Here is an 18,171-nt window from a genome sequence, read left to right on the forward strand (position 1 = left end):
AGGAGAATCGATCAATGAAAGAACTGGAAAAGACATATAATCCGGCGGATATTGAAGATCGCCTGTATCAGAAATGGCTGGACAGCAAATATTTCCACGCCGATGCAGAGCGTGGACGCAGAAACGGCAAGAAGCCGTTCACGATTGTGATGCCGCCGCCAAATATTACCGGACAGCTTCATATGGGACATGCGCTGGATAACACCATGCAGGATATCCTGATCCGTTACAAGAGAATGCAGGGCTATGAGGCACTGTGGCAGCCGGGTACCGACCATGCGGCGATCGCAACGGAGGTTAAGGTTATCAATAAGCTGAAAGAGCAGGGCATTGACAAGCATGATCTGGGTCGTGAGGGCTTCCTGGAGAAAGCATGGGAGTGGAAAGAAGAGTACGGCAGCCGTATCGTAAAACAGCTTCACAAGCTGGGTTCCTCCGCTGACTGGGACCGCGAGCGTTTCACGATGGACGAGGGCTGTTCCGAGGCGGTTCTGGAAGTATTTACCAGACTGTATGAAAAAGGTTATATTTACAAGGGATCCCGTATCATCAACTGGTGCCCGGTCTGCCAGACTTCCATTTCGGATGCCGAGGTAGAGCATGAGGAGCAGGACGGCTTTTTCTGGCACATCAATTACCCGATCGTCGGCGAAGAGGGACGTTTCGTCGAGATCGCAACCACCCGTCCGGAGACGCTGTTAGGCGATACTGCGGTAGCTGTCAACCCGGAGGATGAGCGCTACAAGGATATCGTAGGCAAGATGTTAAAACTGCCGCTGACCGACCGAGAGATTCCAGTCATCGCGGATGAGTATGTAGATAAAGAGTTCGGTACCGGCTGCGTAAAGATCACACCGGCACATGACCCGAACGACTTTGAGGTAGGAAAACGCCACAACCTGGAAGAGATCTGCATCATGAATGACGATGCAACCATCAGCGTACCGGGCAAATATCAGGGCATGGACCGCTACGAGGCGAGAAAAGCCATGGTAGAGGATCTGAAGGAAATGGGACTTTTAGTCAAAGTCGTTCCGCATTCCCACAACGTAGGTACTCACGACCGCTGCGGCACAACCGTAGAGCCGATGGTAAAACCACAGTGGTTTGTCAAGATGGAAGAGATGGCGAAACCGGCGGTAGAGGCACTTAAATCCGGCAGACTTAAATTCGTTCCGGAGAGCTTCGGAAAGACCTATCTGCACTGGCTTGAGGGCATCCGTGACTGGTGTATTTCCCGTCAGCTCTGGTGGGGACACCGGATTCCGGCTTATTATTGTGATGACTGCGGCGAGATGACTGTTGCCAAGAGCGCACCGGCGGTATGCCCGAAATGCGGCGGCACCCACCTGCATCAGGATAAGGACACGCTGGATACCTGGTTCTCCTCCGCCCTGTGGCCGTTCTCTACGCTCGGCTGGCCGAAGGACACACCGGAATATGAATATTTCTATCCGACCGATGTGCTGGTAACCGGATACGATATCATTTTCTTCTGGGTTATCCGTATGGTATTCTCCGGTCTGGAGCAGACTGGCAAAGAGCCGTTCCACACCGTCCTGATCCACGGTCTGGTACGCGACTCCCAGGGACGCAAGATGAGTAAATCCCTTGGAAATGGTATCGATCCGCTTGAGGTTATCGACAAGTACGGCGCCGATGCACTTCGTATGACCCTGATGACCGGTAACGCACCGGGCAACGATATGCGCTTCTATTGGGAGCGTGTGGAAGCCAGCCGTAACTTTGCAAACAAGGTATGGAATGCATCCCGTTTCATTATGATGAACATCGAAAAAGCGCCGGTAACGGATGTGAAGCTTTCTGACCTGCAGATGGCTGACCGCTGGATCCTCTCCAAGGTCAACACGCTGGCAAAAGATGTTACCGAGAACATGGATAAGTACGAGCTGGGAATCGCTCTCCAGAAGGTTTACGATTTCATCTGGGAGGAGTTCTGCGACTGGTACATCGAGATGGTAAAACCGAGACTCTGGTCCGAGGAAGACACCACCAAGGCAGCTGCACTCTGGACCCTGAAAACGGTTCTGATTCAGTCCTTGAAACTGCTGCATCCATATATGCCGTTCATCACCGAGGAAATCTTCTGCAACCTGCAGGATGAGGAACCGTCCATCATGATTTCTTCCTGGCCGGAGTACAAGGATGAGTGGAATTTCGCAGACGAGGAGAAAGCTGTAGAGACGATCAAGGATGCAGTCCGCGCGATCCGCGGCGTCCGCACATCCATGAACGTACCGCCGAGCAAGAAGGCAAAAGTATACGTTGTATCCGAGGATCCGGAAGTTCTGGCCATCTTCGAGCACAGCCGTGTATTCTTCGCAACTCTTGGCTATGCGAGCGAGGTTGTCCTTCAGAAGGACAAGAGCGGAATCGCAGACGATGCCGTATCGGCTGTGACTGCAAAGGCAACCATCTATATGCCGTTTGCAGAGCTGGTGGATCTGGACAAGGAGATCGAGCGTCTGACCAAGGAAGAGGAGAAGTTGAAAAAAGAGCTTGCCCGTTCCGAGGGCATGTTAAGTAATGAAAAGTTCGTCAGCCGCGCACCGGAGGCAAAGATTGCCGAAGAGCGTGAGAAGCTGGAGAAATACCGCCAGATGATGGCACAGGTACAGGAGCGCCTGGCACAGCTGCGGAAATAGTTGAATATGAAGTAAAAGGCAGGATCGAGAGATCCGCCTGATGCGTGAAATAAGCCGATGTGTATGGGGAAAACTATATGCATTGGCTTATTTGCAAAGAAAGAACCGAAATTATTCTGTTTTTATTTATATGGGCGAATGCCTTTGAAGAGAGAAAGGAGATTATTTTTTTATCCTCGAACGAGGATAATTGGATGATACGAGATATTATGGAGATAAGAACAGCGACAATAGCAGATCTGGCTCAGATTGCAGCCGTGGAAGCAGAATGCTTTCCGGCAGCGGAAGCCGCAACGAAAGAGGAGTTTGAGGAGAGAATTAAGTATTATGGAAATCATTTCTGGCTCATGTTTGAAGGCGAAAAGCTGATTGCGTTTGTGGACGGCTTCGTCACAGACAAGCCGGATCTGACGGATGAGATGTACGAACGGGCAGAAATGCACGATGAAAACGGCGCATGGCAGATGATTTTTGGTGTCAATACGATTCCGGCATACCGGAAACATGGCTATGCGGGACAGTTGCTCCAGTGCGCCATCGAGGATGCCAGAAAACAGGGGAGGAAGGGACTTGTGTTGACGTGCAAGGAAAAATTGATAGCCTATTATGCCAAGTTTGGATTTGTGAATGAGGGGATCTCGGAATCGGTGCATGGAAACGTGATCTGGTATCAGATGCGGTATAAGTTTTAAATTTAAGAAGAAATACGTGATTGCCCGCAAATACTAATAATACTTATTATAGGAATCGAAATGGCGTTTTTAATAGAAGTGTGATAAGATACAAGTATCAGAATTAAAAATGAGACGCCATTTCGATTTTTTGTAATTGTTTGCAACAAGCATTACAAATTCTTTTCCATCTTTCTGCGTGTATCTTTTGCGTGTGTTTTATATGCATAACGGGCATCGGAAGCAGGCTGCACGGGATTGGGTGAAAAAGGGTCAAAAGGGGCGTCCGCAAACAGGAGGGGTTAGAGAAAACATGAAATCATTGCAGGCGCGTTATCTGGATCGACTGGCAGAGCTTTACCCGACGATTGCAGCGGCATCGACGGAGATCATCAATCTGGAATCGATCTTAAATCTGCCGAAAGGAACGGAACATTTCCTGACCGATATCCATGGGGAATACGAGGCATTTTCTCATGTATTGAAAAATGGTTCCGGTTCCGTCAAGCGAAAGATTGACGATGTATTTGGAAATACCCTGAGCCGTCAGGATAAGCAGTCACTGGCAACCCTTATTTACTATCCGGCGGAGAAAATGAGCCGGATTCTGCAGACGGAGAAGAACCCGGATGACTGGTATAAGATCACACTCTATCGTCTGATTGCGGTCTGCCGCCGGGCAGCGAGCAAGTACACGCGTTCGAAGATCCGCAAGGCGCTTCCGAAGGAATTTGCCTATGTGCTGGAAGAACTTCTGACTGAGCGCGGTGATCTGCAGGACAAGGAATCCTACTACGATGCCATCGTCCAGACGATTGTCCGTGTGGGACGAGCGAAAGCCTTTATTATAGCGCTAAGCGAGCTGATTCAGCGCCTGACGGTCGATCATCTTCATATCGTAGGCGATATCTATGACAGGGGTCCGGGACCGCATATCATCATGGACAAGATGATGACCTATCACTCGATTGATGTCCAGTGGGGCAATCACGATGTGCTCTGGATGGGCGCGGCAGCGGGACAGATGGGCTGTATTGCAAACGCAATCCGTATCTGCGCGAGATATGGAAACCTGGATATTTTGGAGGATGGTTACGGCATCAACCTTCTTCCATTGGCAACCTTTGCGATCAATACATATGGGGATGACCCGTGCACCTGCTTCCAGTTAAAGGGCAGTGACTCTTACAGTGCGTCTGAGCGCGAGATGAACCAGAAGATGCACAAGGCGATCTCGATCATCCAGTTCAAGGCGGAAGGGCAGATCATCAAGCGCCATCCGGAATTTGGTCTGGAGAAACGAAATCTTCTGCATCATATTGATTTTGAACGCGGCGTTCTGGAAATGGATGGCAGAGAGTACAAGATGCTTGATATGAATTTCCCGACGGTGGATCCAAAGGATCCATATGCATTTACACCAGAAGAAGCGGATATCATGGAACGTCTGGAACGTGCGTTCATGAACTGCGAGAAGCTGCAGCAGCATATGAAGTTTCTGCTGGCGAAGGGAAGTCTCTATAAAGTATACAACAACAATCTTCTTTACCATGGCTGCGTTCCGTTAAATAAGGACGGTACCTTCAAGGAGGTAGAGATCTACGGCAAGCAATATAAGGGAAAGGCGCTATACGATATTCTGGACAATTATGTCCGCAAGGGGTTTGTCGCGGTCGATAAGGCAGAGCGGGAAAAAGGCAGGGACATGATGTGGTATATCTGGCTGAATGAAAATTCCCCGCTGTTCGGCAAGGACAAGATGGCAACGTTTGAGCGCTATTTTCTGGCAGAAAAAGAGACACATAAAGAAGTAAAAAATCCGTATTACGATATGCTGGAAAATGAGGAAGTGCTTGACCGCATTCTCCGTGAGTTTGGTCTGGAGCCGGAGGGCGCGCACATCATCAACGGTCACGTCCCGGTCAAATCCAAAGACGGCGAGAGCCCGCTCAAATGCGGCGGTAAGCTTCTCGTCATCGACGGTGGTTTCTCAAGGGCATATCAGAAAGAAACCGGTATCGCGGGGTATACGCTGATTTACAACTCCTACGGTCTGATTCTGGCAGCGCACGATCCGTTTGAGTCCACCGAGGCGGCGATCGAGAAGGAGAGTGATATCCATTCCGAGAGCCGTATGGTCAAATGGGTGCCGGAGCGCAAGTGCGTCGGGGATACCGATATCGGACGGGAACTGAAAGAGAAGATCAAAGATCTGGAAAAACTGCTGAATGCGTACTATAGCGGTGCGATCGCGGAGAAATTTACGCGGTAGATCATTCGCCAGACAACGGATGCAAATGGAAATCACGTAAGTGATCCGATTGCAGTGAATGCTGTAGAGGCAAATATTCAGAAATCAGAGAGTGTAAAATGAAAAGGAATACGGCAATGACATAATATGTATCATGTCATATACAGTGTGCCGTGATATGAGGACTTTTACAGCCGATGAGAGAAAAGAAAAAAGGAAAACGTTGATTTTCTGATTACATTATTTTCAAAACAAAAAAAACGCAATATTCCAGTTTGCGTTGCGGTTGTAGTTTGTAATATTTTATAGTACAATAATAAAAAATTTATAAAAAAAAGGAATGCAGCAATGACATAATACATATTATGTCATATACAGGGACATATATAAAGCAGGAAAATCTGGTTGGCGGAAATATGGACATCTTTTGATTATAAGACAGAGCGAGAAGAAGACAGGAGTTCACCGATACTGGGTGTGCCAATGCGATTGCGGAAACATCTGTCTGGTTTACGGAACGCATTTAAAAAGTGGACATACAAAAAGCTGCGGCTGTTATCGCAGAAAAAGGCAGACGCATGGATGGCTGGATCTGACGGGAGAACAAAGCGGCGCTGAGAGCGAAGGGAGAGAATAGAATGTTGCAAAAATCGCAGGAAGAGCCGAAAAAAAAAGAACAAAGAATTTCGGACATACATACACACGTTCTTCCGGGACTTGATGATGGCTCGAAAAGCATAAGCGCCAGTGTTCGGATGCTTCGGAAATCATATCAGCAAGGTGTGCGCAATGTGATAGCAACCCCTCATTATACCGTCTATCACTGGCGGACAAAACCGGAACAGATACAGAGACTTATGGAGCAGATGGCAAAAGCGGTTCAGAAGGTGATGCCGGAGCTGCGACTGTATAGCGGGCAGGAAATACAATATTTTGAAGGCATGGCTGATATGCTTCAGAGGGGAGAACTGCTGACACTGGCGGGAAGTCATTATGTTCTGGTAGAATTCCTTCCCCAGTCGCAGTGGAGCCAGATACAGAATGCAGTCCGGGAGCTGCTGCTGGCGGGATATTTCCCAGTGCTGGCGCATATTGAGCGTTATCAGTGTCTAAGAAAGACAGGACGTCTGACAGAGCTTCAGAGGGAGGGCGCTTATCTTCAGATGAATTACGGAAGTCTGATAAAGCTTAGAAATGTCTGGAATTTACGTGAGAGACTGGAACGGCGCTGGTGCCGTAAAGTGCTGCTGGCGGGATATATCAGTTTTCTGGGAACCGATATGCATGGGGTTCATCACCGTGCACCGGACAGTGACAGGGCACTTGCCTGGATCCGAAAAAAAGGCGGGGATACATTGGCCAGACAATTGTCAGTGGAGAATCCAGAAAAAATAATCCTGGATGAACGATTATAAGAGGAACTCTAAAATACATCTGAAACAGATTGGCAGAATGCCGGTCAGAAAAAAAGAAAGAAAAGGAAATTTGTAAGGTATGGAAACGAAAGAGAGTCAAAAACAGGCGTGGGATGATGAGGATGTAATTGATGTCGGAGAGATTTTGTATGCATTGCTCCGGAAACTCTGGATTATCATCGGAGCGCTTGTGATTGGAGGAGCAATTGGAGGGGCATATAGTTACTTTTTGCTCACACCGCAGTACACTTCAACCGCAAAAATCTATGTACTGACAAAAGAAACAACGCTGACATCGTTGGCCGACCTGCAGATTGGCACGCAGCTGACGCAGGATTACAAGACGATCATTACCGGCCGCTCGGTCATGGAAGAGGTAGTCGATAAACTTCATCTGGACATGGACTATAAAAAGCTGGTTAAGAAGATTGAAGTGGAGAATCCGAAAGATACACGTATTCTGAGCATTTCAGCGCAGGATCCGGATGCGGAAATGGCAAAAAAGATCGTTGATACGACGGCAGAAGTGGCATCGGACTATGTAGGAGAAATCATGGAGATGACACCGCCGAAACTCATCGAGAGCGGTGAGGTAGCTGTTAAAAAGACCAGTCCGAGCAATACCAAAAATGCTGCGATTGGCGCTTTGATAGCAGCCTTTTTGGTGTGTGCATACATCAGCCTGACTGTTATTTTGAATGATACGATTCAGTCAGAGGAAGATGTGGAGAAATATCTGGAACTGCCGGTACTGGCTGTGATTCCGGAGAGCAAGATTCACGGAAGAGGCGAGAAAAAAGTAAAACGTACCTCCGGCATCTGGGATATCATCAATCCATTTGCCGGAAAAGAGAAAAACGAAAGAAGGTAGGAGAGCATGGCAAACCAGAATCTGTTCATCCCGGTTACACAGGATGAAAAAAAAGACTATCAATATGAGGAAGCAATGAAAACACTCCGTACCAACATTCAGTTTTCGGGCAGTGGATTGAAAGTGATCATGCTGACCAGCACGATGCCGGATGAGGGAAAAAGTGAGACATCTTCCCAGCTGGCGATTTCAATGGCACAGACAGAGGGACGAGTTTTATTTATTGATGCCGATATCCGTAAATCCGTGCTGGTATCCCGCTTCGGATTCGGGCAGCAGATTTACGGTCTGACGCAGTACCTGACAGGACAGAAACTGCTGGGGGATATTCTGTATCATACCAATCTGCCAAATCTTGACATCATTTTCTCTGGCCCGATGGCGCCGAATCCGGCGGAATTGCTGGGAGAGGACGCATTTGCGCGGCTGGTTGAATGGGCAAGAAATGAATATGATACGATCATCATTGATACGCCGCCTCTTGGAAGTGTCATTGACGCAGCTATTATTTCCCAGCGCTGTGACGGAGCTATCCTCGTAGTTGAAAGCGGGGCGCTCAGTTATCGCCTGGTGCAGAAAGCAAAAAACCAGCTTGAGCGGACAGGCTGCCGGATTTTAGGAGCCGTACTGAATCGTGTCGATATGGCAGGCAGCGGATACTATCATAGATATTATGGAAAATATTCCAAATATAGTAAATATTACGAAAACGAGTCGGATAAATGAAAAAGCAGAATATGATTCGATGGATTGCCGGAGCGGCGGTGGGAATCGCCTGCGTGGGATTCGGTATCCATGCGTATTACAGATATGAAGAGAGAGAAGCAGCCGTGCAGGAGATGGAAGCACGTGGGCAGCAGGAAAACGAGGATGCAGAAGACCAGAAAAATGGGATTTTGACCTGGAATGGAAAGAAATATCGCCGGAATACAGCGATGAGAGCCATTCTTTGTATGGGTATTGATACGAAGGGCGAGATGGCATCACAGGCAGTTTCGGGAAAAGGCGGCGATGCCGATGCCATCTTTCTGATCGCCGAGGACGCGTCCAGAGATCAGGCTCAGATTGTACTGATTCCAAGAAATACAATGACGGAGATAGAGGTATTTGACTATTTTGGGGAACCTCTGGGGACCGAGACACAGCAGCTGACGCTGGCGTATGCGTTTGGAGATGGGCGGGAAGAAAGCTGTGAACTGACAGCAGAAGCCCTTTCTAAACTTTTATTTGGTCTTAAGATCGACGGATACTTTGCAGTCAATATGGATTCGATTTCCTATTTTAATGATGCAGTCGGTGGTGTGCCGGTTACCGTGGATGATGAGATGGTCGCAAACCAGTATCCAGAAGATTTCAAGATGGGAGAAACAGTCAACCTGACCGGAGATCTGACAGAAAAATATGTCCGCTTCCGGGATGTGGACGAAGAGGGGTCCGCAAGTATTCGTCTTCACCGGCAGAAAGGATATCTGAAAGCGTTTATTCAGAAGGCAAAGGAAAGTCAGGCGGCAGACAAAACCACCATAACCCGGCTGGTGGATGGAATACAGAAATTGGCGATCACCAACATGGCGAAGGACCAGTACATGGACATGGGACTGGCGCTTTTGAACAGTCCGGATGCCATGGAAGACGGTGATTTTATTGAACTGTCGGGAAAAATATATCAGGGAAAATTCGAAGAGTTTTACCCAGATATGGATGAGCTAAAAGAGATTGTCATCAATCTTTTTTATAAAGAAAAAGCTTAAAAAGCAAAGGCTTTGAAAGCCGGAAAGGAAGGTTCAAATGAAAAAGAAGTACGCAGCACTCATGATGGCAGCAGCAATCATGGCAGTGCCGGGCACACTGGCAATGGCAGCGAGCCCGAACACAAATGTGACAGTCAGTCACGGAGGAAGCAGTTCAGGTTCTGCCTCTTCCAAGAGCGCAGGTCTCAATGTAAATGCGGGAACCATTACCAACAAGACATCTACGGGTATCAAGAATAGTGGTCAGAATGGTTCCAACGGTATTACTGTTTCGCAGGGAAATACTGCAAATGGCAGTTCGGTTGGGTTCGCATCCGATCAGCAGATCAAAGACGGCAATAGCTGGGCTGTTGCAGAAAAAGTGTTTGAGATCAATGCAGGTGTTCCGCTGTATCGTGTAACGGGTGATCCGGCACTGGTTGGATATTCTCCGCTTATGCCGGCACAGCAGCTCATGACAACCGATGCAAATGGCGTTGCAGTGAGTGATCCGGTCACGGTAAATATTGCAGTAGCAGCTCTGGGTGATGTTCAGAATGTAGAAATCTACTACTACAGTGAAACCGATCATAAGTGGGAATTAGCTCCGGTCAACGGGATTGATCATGCAACAAACTCTGTTAATGTAACAATTCCGGGCAATGCAGTCTTTACATTAGTTCATAAGAACTAATTGATAAGGCCGCGGAAGCCGGCAGGTACCTGGTAAGAGAGGTACCTGCCGGTACCTTGAGAGGCTGATTTACAAAGTCGATTGCAATAGGCATTGACGGGGGGAGCGGTAGATATGTACAGAAGAAATTCAGGCGGATGGATGAAGCATATCGATTTCATCATCCTGGATGTGATTTCTCTGCAGGCGGCATTAATACTTGCCTATGCATGCAGTGGGTATGGATGGGATATATACACACCGATTTTGTATCGGAATATGGCGATTTTTTTAGGAATGATGGATCTGATTTTGCTGGTTTGCCGGGAGACAATGCGGGGAGTCATAAGAAGAGACCATTTTGTGGAATTTATAGTAGCTGTCAAGCAGGCCGTTTTTATAGAAGGCAGTGCTCTTTTATATCTGTTCCTTCTGCAGGAAGGGCAGAAGTATTCCAGACTGGCTTTGATGCTGACGGCTGTCTTCTATATCGGAACCGCGTATAGTGTGCGTGAATGCTGGAAATGGCATCTGCAGCGAAAAAAAACAGTCGATGGAAACAAGCGCGTTCTGATGATTGTGACAAATGAGGACATAGCCGGACGGACGGTCAAAACGATCAAGGAAAACAATTATGCACAATACATGATTGCGGGGGTCTGCCTGATCGGAGATCACGAATCGCATGTAGGAGAAAAAATCGAAGAAATTCCCGTGATAGTGGAGGAGGAAGAACTTCCCCATTATGTCTGCCAGGGATGGATTGATGAGGTTATTGTTGTAACCTCAGAGATGGTGCCATATCCGGATAAGCTGCTGAACCAGCTGACAGAAACCGGCGTAACGGTGCATCTGAACCTTGCAAAAGTGACAAGTGTGCCGGGAAAGAGACAGTTTGTGGAGAAAATAGGACCGTATACCGTGCTGACAACGAGCATCAATTATGCGTCGTCTTTCCAGCTTTTTCTCAAACGGATGATGGATGTCATAGGCGGACTGATCGGCTGTGCATTGACGGCGGTACTCTTTTTATTTCTTGCACCTGCGATTTATCTGTCATCACCGGGACCGATCTTTTTTACCCAGGAAAGAGTCGGAAAAAACGGAAAACGGTTTAAAATGTACAAATTCAGAAGTATGTACATGGACGCCGAAGCACGCCGTGATGAGCTGATGAAAGAAAATAAGCTGGGCGATGGAAAGATGTTCAAGCTTGATTTCGACCCGCGCGTGATCGGAAATCAAATCATGCCGGATGGAAGCCATAAGACCGGAATCGGTGAATTTATCCGCCGGACAAGTCTGGATGAATTTCCTCAGTTTTTCAATGTGCTGAAAGGGGATATGTCGCTTGTAGGCACCCGCCCGCCGCTGATTTCAGAGACCAATCTCTATGAATTGCACCATAAAGCCAGACTGGCGATCAAGCCGGGTATTACCGGTATGTGGCAGGTCAGCGGCCGAAGTGAAATCACGGACTTCGAAGAAGTTGTCCGCCTCGACCGGGAGTATATCACTAATTGGAATATCGGAATGGATATAAAGATTCTGATGAAGACGGTGATGGTGGTTTTGAGGAGAGATGGGGCGGTGTAAGGGGGGACAAGTTATCCATAAGTGGATGGCTTCGATTGAGAGCAGAGAAAAGCCTGATTTCATGCGGGTTTGCGCGGCTTGACCTTTTCACCTCAACTTGTTTCTGCCTGTCATGGTGCGTTACGGCCAGCGTGCTTTCAGGGGTTAATGGCTTCTGGCTGCGCTCTATACTTAACCCACCACAGCGAAAGCTGATAGAGCAGAAAACAGAATAAGGAGGTACGAGGACAAGCCTGCGTATAGATTGTTGTTGCAATCTGTATACAGGCTTGTTGTTGTGCTGTGAAGTAAGTTGAGGGGTAAAAGAATACGATTGGCAAGAAATACCATCCTTCGGGATGTGTACATAGATAAAAACACCTTTTGAGGGAATTGGGTCCAAGGAAGACCGGAGGAGTAAATATTATGAAGAATTTCAAAATCGCTGTTGCTGGCACTGGTTACATTGGGCTGTCGATTGCAACTTTGCTGAGTCAGCATCATCAGGTAACTGCAGTTGATATTGTACCGGAGAAGGTTGAGCTGATTAACAATCGCAAGTCTCCGATTCAGGATGATTATATAGAGAAGTACCTCGCAGAGAAAGAATTAAATCTGACCGCGACGTTGGATGCGAAGACCGCATACACAGATGCAGATTTCGTTGTAATAGCGGCACCTACAAATGTCTACTCAACAAACCGTATTGACGTAGCAACATCGAAAAGAACCTGTTTTGCACACTAATTGGGGCTGCTGAAATTGGCTATATTTCACAGCTGTATGAGCTATAAATGCTAGATGCTTATACAAAACGCTGAATTTTTGCCCCATGTGGCACAAAATTGGCACATCTTTTTCAGAAGAACCATAGAAATGGCGGAAAACAGGGGAAAACAAAAAAATCCGTGAGTTTATCATTAACGTCTGAAACTGCTGTTGAGTACACTATTTAACCTGCTAATGACATCTACATCATAACGGTTTGTTGAGTCATGAAAATTACGGAAAAACAGACGATTTCTACTTCATAAAACAGCTGTTGAGTAGAGCATTGATGGCGATGATAAATACAGATTTTGTGCGGTGAGAGTGAATGATTTGTTCATAACGAACAATGAATGGTGAGAATTTGACCGGATGATATATACAGTTTTAACAAAACTCATGCGCCGACAGGGTTCGATTCGACAATCCAACACTTAGAAAAAACGTCATTGCAGGGTATACGGGGTTCGACTGTATAAATCAACACTTCGGCTATAGAGGAATAGAGACGAGTGTACTCAACGGATGTTTTATGGAGTAGAAAACAAGGGAAATATGATTGCTGGGGTAGTTGGATACGACAGTATAAGAAAACACTTAGCCGAGTGTGGTTATCACACATGAGGAATTAGAGAGAAAGACCATCCATATGGATGTGTACATAGAAAATTAGAGGATATGCCCGATGAGGGCCGGAGGAGTAAATAACATGAAGAATTACAAAATCTCCGTTGCGGGCACTGGTTATGTTGGTTTGTCGATTGCGACATTACTTTCTCAGCATCATCATGTGACCGCTGTGGATATCATTCCGGAGAAGGTCGAGATGATCAACAACCGGAAGTCTCCGATTCAGGATGACTATATTGAAAAATATCTGGCAGAAAAGAATCTGGATCTGACTGCAACCCTCGATGCAAAGGCTGCATACTCGAATGCGGATTTTGTTGTAGTGGCTGCCCCGACCAATGTCTACTCAACAAAAGCAGTCGAGTTCTGATGGTCTATGGTGGAGTTGAATATACATACAAAAACACCTGATTTTGCATAAATATGCGCTGCATTTTACTCTGAAAATCATGTTTTGTGCAGTAGGACGTTAATACTGATAACTGCATTTATCTGCGTGGCGTTGAGCAACGGACGGAAATTACTAATATTCTGTCGTGTAGACATCATAAAAAATGAATAAATCATTGTGCAGGTTGCAATAAGAATGATAGATACATTTGTATGATTATTACAAAAAAGATGGAATGGGAAAATCTGGCAAAATAGAAGCAAAAAAACGGGTTTACTCAACAGATTAACACTTTGATGTAGAGGGCGGAGAGTGTGGCGTATGAATATGCGCCGGAGAAAAGTAGTGAAAGGTGCAACTGATTTTATTGAGTGAACCTGTCTGGATAATGATATGCAGGAAAATGGACGAAATACCGAGAAAAGATTTGATTGCTGCGGCAAAAGGGTACGACAGCATAAGAAAACACTTAGCCGTGTGAGCGGCAAGAGGAAAAAGGAAATACTATCTGTGAAGAGCAGATGTGTACATAGATTAGGAAATTAACCAAAACGGAGGAATACATATGAGCACAGTTACTTTAGATAATAAAACGATTTTAGTCACAGGTGCAGCCGGCTTCATAGGCTCTAACCTTGTGAAAAGAATCTATCAGGAGGCTCCTTCTGCAACGGTCATCGGCATTGATAACATGAATGCTTACTATGACGTTGCCCTGAAAGAGTTCCGTTTGAATGAGCTGGCCAAGTATCCCACATTCACTTTTGTAAAAGGCAACATCGCTGACAAGGCATTGATCACAGAGCTGTTCGAGAAATATAAGCCTGCTGTGGTCGTGAACCTTGCAGCACAGGCTGGTGTGCGTTACTCCATCACCAACCCGGATGCCTATGTGGAATCCAACCTGGTCGGCTTTTTCAATATTCTGGAAGCCTGCCGTCATTGTGAGAGCTTGGAGCATCTGGTGTATGCTTCCTCTTCCAGTGTCTATGGTTCCAACAAGAAAGTTCCGTACAGCACGGATGACAAGGTAGATAACCCGGTTTCCCTGTATGCGGCAACCAAGAAATCCAATGAGCTGATGGCTCATGCTTATTCCAAGCTGTACAACATCCCGTCCACCGGTCTGCGGTTCTTTACGGTGTATGGTCCTGCTGGTCGCCCGGATATGGCTTACTTCGGCTTCACCAATAAGCTGGTGAAGGGCGAAACAATTAAGATCTTCAACTACGGCAACTGCAAACGCGACTTCACTTATGTGGACGATATTGTTGAGGGCGTTGTCCGCGTAATGAAGAAAGCTCCGGACAAGAAGAATGGTGAGGACGGCCTGCCGATTCCGCCGTATGCAGTTTACAACATCGGTAATCAGAATCCGGAAAATCTACTGGACTTCGTGCAGATTCTGAGCGAGGAACTGGTTCGTGCGAAAGTGTTGCCGGAGGATTATGACTTCGAGGCACACAAGGAGCTGGTTCCGATGCAGCCGGGCGATGTGCCTGTTACTTATGCAGATACGAGCGCTTTGGAGCGTGACTTCGGATACAAGCCGAGCACAAGTCTGCGGACCGGATTAAGAAATTTCGCTGAGTGGTACGCTGAGTTTTATAAATAAGAGATTAGAGGGATAAAGAAATGAGAGAGTTTAAGGATTTGAAGATTGCTGTGGCTGGTACTGGTTATGTGGGTCTTTCCATTGCTACGTTGTTATCTCAGCACCACAAGGTGACTGCAGTGGATATTATTCCTGATAAAGTGGAGATGATTAACAATAAGAAGTCTCAGATTCAGGACGAATACATTGAGAAATATCTGGCAGAAAAAGAGTTGGATTTGACTGCAACTCTGGATGCAAAAGAAGCATACTCCGATGCAGATTTCGTGGTCATTGCTGCACCTACAAATTACGATAGTAAGAAGAATTTCTTTGACACAAGCGCAGTCGAAGCGGTCATCAAACTGGTGATTGAGTATAACCCGGAAGCCATTATGGTTATCAAGAGTACCATCCCGGTTGGTTACACTGCATCGGTTCGTGAAAAGTTCCACTGCGATAATATCATCTTCAGCCCAGAGTTCCTGCGTGAATCTAAGGCTCTCTACGATAACCTGTATCCGAGCCGCATTATTGTCGGTACAGATGTGGATAATGCTCGTTTGGTGAAAGCGGCACACACTTTTGCAGAACTCCTGCAGGAAGGCGCAATTAAAGAGAACATTGACACTCTGTTTATGGGCTTTACCGAAGCAGAAGCTGTCAAACTTTTTGCGAATACTTATCTGGCTCTGCGTGTCAGCTACTTCAATGAACTGGATACTTATGCCGAGATGAAGGGATTGAATACCCAGCAAATCATTAACGGTGTTTGCCTTGATCCTCGTATTGGTACTCATTATAACAATCCGTCCTTTGGCTACGGCGGCTATTGCCTGCCGAAAGATACCAAGCAGTTGCTGGCAAACTACGCTGATGTGCCGGAGAACCTGATCGAAGCTATTGTTGAAAGTAACAGAACAAGAAAAGACTTTATCGCTGACCGTGTGTTGGAGATTGCTGGTGCGTATGAGGCAAATGATAGCTGGGATGAGAGCAAGGAGAAGGAAGTCGTTGTTGGTGTTTACCGCTTGACCATGAAGAGCAACAGCGACAACTTCCGCCAGAGCAGTATCCAAGGTGTCATGAAACGCATCAAGGCAAAGGGTGCAACGGTTATTATCTACGAGCCGACATTGAAAAATGGTGAGAAGTTCTTTGGTTCTGTTGTTGTGAATGATCTGGACGAGTTCAAGAAGCAGAGTCAGGCCATCATCGCAAACCGCTATGATAAGTGCCTGGATGATGTGAAAGAGAAAGTGTACACGAGAGATATTTTCCAGAGAGATTAAGAAAGACGAGGGATACAGAATGAAAGGCATTATTTTAGCGGGAGGATCAGGCACTCGTCTGTATCCGTTGACGAAAGTTACGAGCAAGCAGCTCTTACCTATTTTTGATAAACCGATGATTTACTATCCGATGTCCGTTCTGATGAACGCTGGCATCCGCGACATTTTGATTATTTCCACACCACAGGATACTCCTCGTTTCGAGAACTTGCTGGGTGATGGGCACCAGTTTGGTGTGAATTTGACCTATGCTGTTCAGCCTTCTCCGGATGGATTGGCACAGGCCTTTATCATTGGTGCTGATTTTATTGGCAATGATTCTGTGGCAATGGTTCTGGGCGACAACATCTTTGCGGGTCACGGATTAAAGAAACCAATGAGGGCGGCTATATCAGCTGGTATGATTTCACGAAAGAAATCTACCGTCAGGCTGGATATAAGACGGAAGTCCTGCCGGTGACCACGGCAGAGTACGGTCTGAGCAAGGCTGCTCGCCCGTTCAACAGCCGCTTAGATAAGAGCAAGCTGGTAGAAGCTGGATTTACTCCGCTTCCGACCTGGCAAGATGCGCTGAGCCGTTATCTGAAAGAAATCGAGCAGTTTTGATTTTATATAAAATGCGCAATAAGGAGAAAATAAATGATTATTACAAAAACACCGTTTCGTATGTCTTTCTTCGGTGGTGGAACAGATATGGAAAGTTTTTTCAAAGATAATGGTGGTGCGGTTTTGTCCACCACATTTGACAAATATTGTTATGTAAATGTGCGTCATCTGCCGCGTTTTTTTGACTACTCTACAGAATTATCTTACTCGAAAACAGAGCGAGTAACTGACATCAATGACATCCAGCATCCGGCTATCCGAAATGCAATGAAGATGTTAGACATGCACGAGATTCGTCTCACTTATGAAGCGGATCTGCCTGCCCGTTCAGGTCTTGGCACATCAAGCTCATTTGCAGTTGGTATGCTGAACGCCTTTTATGCATTAAAAGGGAAATATGCAGATAAGAAGAAGTTGGCAGATGAAGCAATCTATCTGGAACGCAACCTTTGCCATGAAGCAGGCGGATGGCAGGATCAAATTGCAGCATCTTTTGGTGGATTTAATCGCATCAACTTTAATGCAGATGGTTATGAAGTTCTTCCGGTAATCATCTCATCGGAAAGAAAGAAACAGCTCAACCAAAACTTAATGATGTTTTTCACTGGCTTTACCCGCTTCTCTTCTGACGTACAGAAGGCAAACGCAGCAGGAAAGACGGATAAAACAGCACAGCTGAAAGAGATGCTTTCTTTGGTAGATGATGCAGAGCGGGTTTTGACGGATAAAGAAAGCGATTTGGATGATTTTGGACGGCTGCTTGACCATACTTGGAAGTTAAAGCGGCAGACTGGCTCGGCTGTGTCAACAAACAGTATTGATGAACTGTATGCAAAGGGGATGGCTGCTGGTGCTTTGGGAGGAAAGTTGCTCGGTGCAGGTGGTGGCGGTTTTCTTGTATTCTATGTACAACCGGAGCGTCAGGACGCAGTGCGCTGGGCAATGAGAGATTTGCTGTACATCCCATTTAAGTTTGAGGATGGCGGTACAAGAGTGATCCACTATACACCAGAAGATTATACACCGAGGAACTGAGAA

General features: G+C 46.6%; 13 protein-coding genes and 3 pseudogenes. All 16 read left to right on the plus strand.

Going from position 1 to position 18,171, the window contains the following annotated elements; genetic code table 11:
* The first annotated feature begins 14 nt into the window (after positions 1–14).
* Positions 15–2,666, plus strand: a complete 2,652-nt coding sequence (locus DXB70_RS04490; protein ID WP_118672738.1) for a valine--tRNA ligase — start codon at positions 15–17, stop codon at positions 2,664–2,666.
* Between the two features lie 209 nt (positions 2,667–2,875).
* Positions 2,876–3,358 carry a GNAT family N-acetyltransferase gene (locus DXB70_RS04495; RefSeq protein WP_107000411.1) on the plus strand — a complete coding sequence of 161 codons (483 nt, stop codon included), beginning with the start codon at positions 2,876–2,878 and terminating at the stop codon, positions 3,356–3,358.
* Positions 3,359–3,650: 292 nt separating this feature from the next.
* Entirely contained in the window at positions 3,651–5,609 is a 1,959-nt protein-coding gene (locus DXB70_RS04500; protein WP_118523389.1) for a fructose-1,6-bisphosphatase, read from the plus strand.
* A gap of 617 nt (positions 5,610–6,226) precedes the next feature.
* Entirely contained in the window at positions 6,227–7,003 is a 777-nt protein-coding gene (locus DXB70_RS04510) for a CpsB/CapC family capsule biosynthesis tyrosine phosphatase (RefSeq protein ID WP_118472775.1), read from the plus strand.
* Positions 7,004–7,082: 79 nt separating this feature from the next.
* Entirely contained in the window at positions 7,083–7,874 is a 792-nt protein-coding gene (locus DXB70_RS04515) for a Wzz/FepE/Etk N-terminal domain-containing protein (RefSeq protein WP_117795586.1), read from the plus strand.
* A gap of 6 nt (positions 7,875–7,880) precedes the next feature.
* Positions 7,881–8,600, plus strand: a complete 720-nt coding sequence (locus DXB70_RS04520; RefSeq protein ID WP_118472777.1) for a CpsD/CapB family tyrosine-protein kinase — start codon at positions 7,881–7,883, stop codon at positions 8,598–8,600.
* A complete protein-coding gene (locus DXB70_RS04525) occupies positions 8,597–9,625 on the plus strand; it encodes an LCP family protein (protein WP_117795582.1) in 1,029 nt (342 codons plus the stop codon). The genes DXB70_RS04520 and DXB70_RS04525 overlap by 4 nt, the downstream gene beginning before the upstream one ends.
* 37 nt (positions 9,626–9,662) lie before the next feature.
* Positions 9,663–10,298, plus strand: coding sequence for a hypothetical protein (locus DXB70_RS04530; protein WP_118672739.1), 636 nt, complete (start codon positions 9,663–9,665; stop codon positions 10,296–10,298).
* 114 nt (positions 10,299–10,412) lie between these two features.
* Positions 10,413–11,873, plus strand: coding sequence for a sugar transferase (locus tag DXB70_RS04535; RefSeq protein ID WP_118672740.1), 1,461 nt, complete (start codon positions 10,413–10,415; stop codon positions 11,871–11,873).
* 405 nt (positions 11,874–12,278) lie between these two features.
* Complete coding sequence (locus DXB70_RS04540; protein WP_118672741.1) at positions 12,279–12,599, plus strand: NAD-binding protein; 321 nt, start codon at positions 12,279–12,281, stop codon at positions 12,597–12,599.
* Between the two features lie 730 nt (positions 12,600–13,329).
* Positions 13,330–13,605: pseudogene (locus DXB70_RS04545) on the plus strand (UDP-glucose 6-dehydrogenase); the annotation flags it as partial.
* A 601-nt stretch (positions 13,606–14,206) separates the two neighbouring features.
* Positions 14,207–15,256, plus strand: a complete 1,050-nt coding sequence (locus DXB70_RS04550; RefSeq protein ID WP_118672742.1) for an NAD-dependent epimerase/dehydratase family protein — start codon at positions 14,207–14,209, stop codon at positions 15,254–15,256.
* Between the two features lie 20 nt (positions 15,257–15,276).
* The gene (locus tag DXB70_RS04555; protein WP_270497555.1) at positions 15,277–16,527 is read left to right on the plus strand and encodes a nucleotide sugar dehydrogenase; all 1,251 of its coding nucleotides are present in this window, start codon (positions 15,277–15,279) and stop codon (positions 16,525–16,527) included.
* 19 nt (positions 16,528–16,546) lie between these two features.
* Positions 16,547–16,918 (plus strand): annotated as a pseudogene (locus DXB70_RS04560) (sugar phosphate nucleotidyltransferase); the annotation flags it as partial.
* Positions 16,900–17,133 (plus strand): annotated as a pseudogene (locus DXB70_RS04565) (sugar nucleotide-binding protein); the annotation flags it as partial. The pseudogenes DXB70_RS04560 and DXB70_RS04565, both read left to right, overlap by 19 nt.
* Before the next feature lie 33 nt (positions 17,134–17,166).
* Positions 17,167–18,168 carry a kinase gene (locus DXB70_RS04570; RefSeq protein ID WP_118472784.1) on the plus strand — a complete coding sequence of 334 codons (1,002 nt, stop codon included), beginning with the start codon at positions 17,167–17,169 and terminating at the stop codon, positions 18,166–18,168.
* Positions 18,169–18,171: the final 3 nt, after the last annotated feature.

The sequence above is a fragment of the Clostridium sp. OM05-5BH genome, from assembly GCF_003481505.1.
Taxonomy (GTDB): Bacteria; Bacillota; Clostridia; order Lachnospirales; family Lachnospiraceae; genus Otoolea; species Otoolea fessa.

Bases quoted from the DNA above. Each gene is read 5' to 3' on its own strand.
- DXB70_RS04490 (WP_118672738.1), top strand. From the start codon at position 15: ATGAAAGAACTGGAAAAGACATATAATCCGGCGGATATTGAAGATCGC.
- DXB70_RS04495 (WP_107000411.1), top strand. From the start codon at position 2,876: ATGGAGATAAGAACAGCGACAATAGCAGATCTGGCTCAGATTGCAGCC.
- DXB70_RS04500 (WP_118523389.1), top strand. From the start codon at position 3,651: ATGAAATCATTGCAGGCGCGTTATCTGGATCGACTGGCAGAGCTTTAC.
- DXB70_RS04510 (WP_118472775.1), top strand. From the start codon at position 6,227: ATGTTGCAAAAATCGCAGGAAGAGCCGAAAAAAAAAGAACAAAGAATT.
- DXB70_RS04515 (WP_117795586.1), top strand. From the start codon at position 7,083: ATGGAAACGAAAGAGAGTCAAAAACAGGCGTGGGATGATGAGGATGTA.
- DXB70_RS04520 (WP_118472777.1), top strand. From the start codon at position 7,881: ATGGCAAACCAGAATCTGTTCATCCCGGTTACACAGGATGAAAAAAAA.
- DXB70_RS04525 (WP_117795582.1), top strand. From the start codon at position 8,597: ATGAAAAAGCAGAATATGATTCGATGGATTGCCGGAGCGGCGGTGGGA.
- DXB70_RS04530 (WP_118672739.1), top strand. From the start codon at position 9,663: ATGAAAAAGAAGTACGCAGCACTCATGATGGCAGCAGCAATCATGGCA.
- DXB70_RS04535 (WP_118672740.1), top strand. From the start codon at position 10,413: ATGTACAGAAGAAATTCAGGCGGATGGATGAAGCATATCGATTTCATC.
- DXB70_RS04540 (WP_118672741.1), top strand. From the start codon at position 12,279: ATGAAGAATTTCAAAATCGCTGTTGCTGGCACTGGTTACATTGGGCTG.
- DXB70_RS04550 (WP_118672742.1), top strand. From the start codon at position 14,207: ATGAGCACAGTTACTTTAGATAATAAAACGATTTTAGTCACAGGTGCA.
- DXB70_RS04555 (WP_270497555.1), top strand. From the start codon at position 15,277: ATGAGAGAGTTTAAGGATTTGAAGATTGCTGTGGCTGGTACTGGTTAT.
- DXB70_RS04570 (WP_118472784.1), top strand. From the start codon at position 17,167: ATGATTATTACAAAAACACCGTTTCGTATGTCTTTCTTCGGTGGTGGA.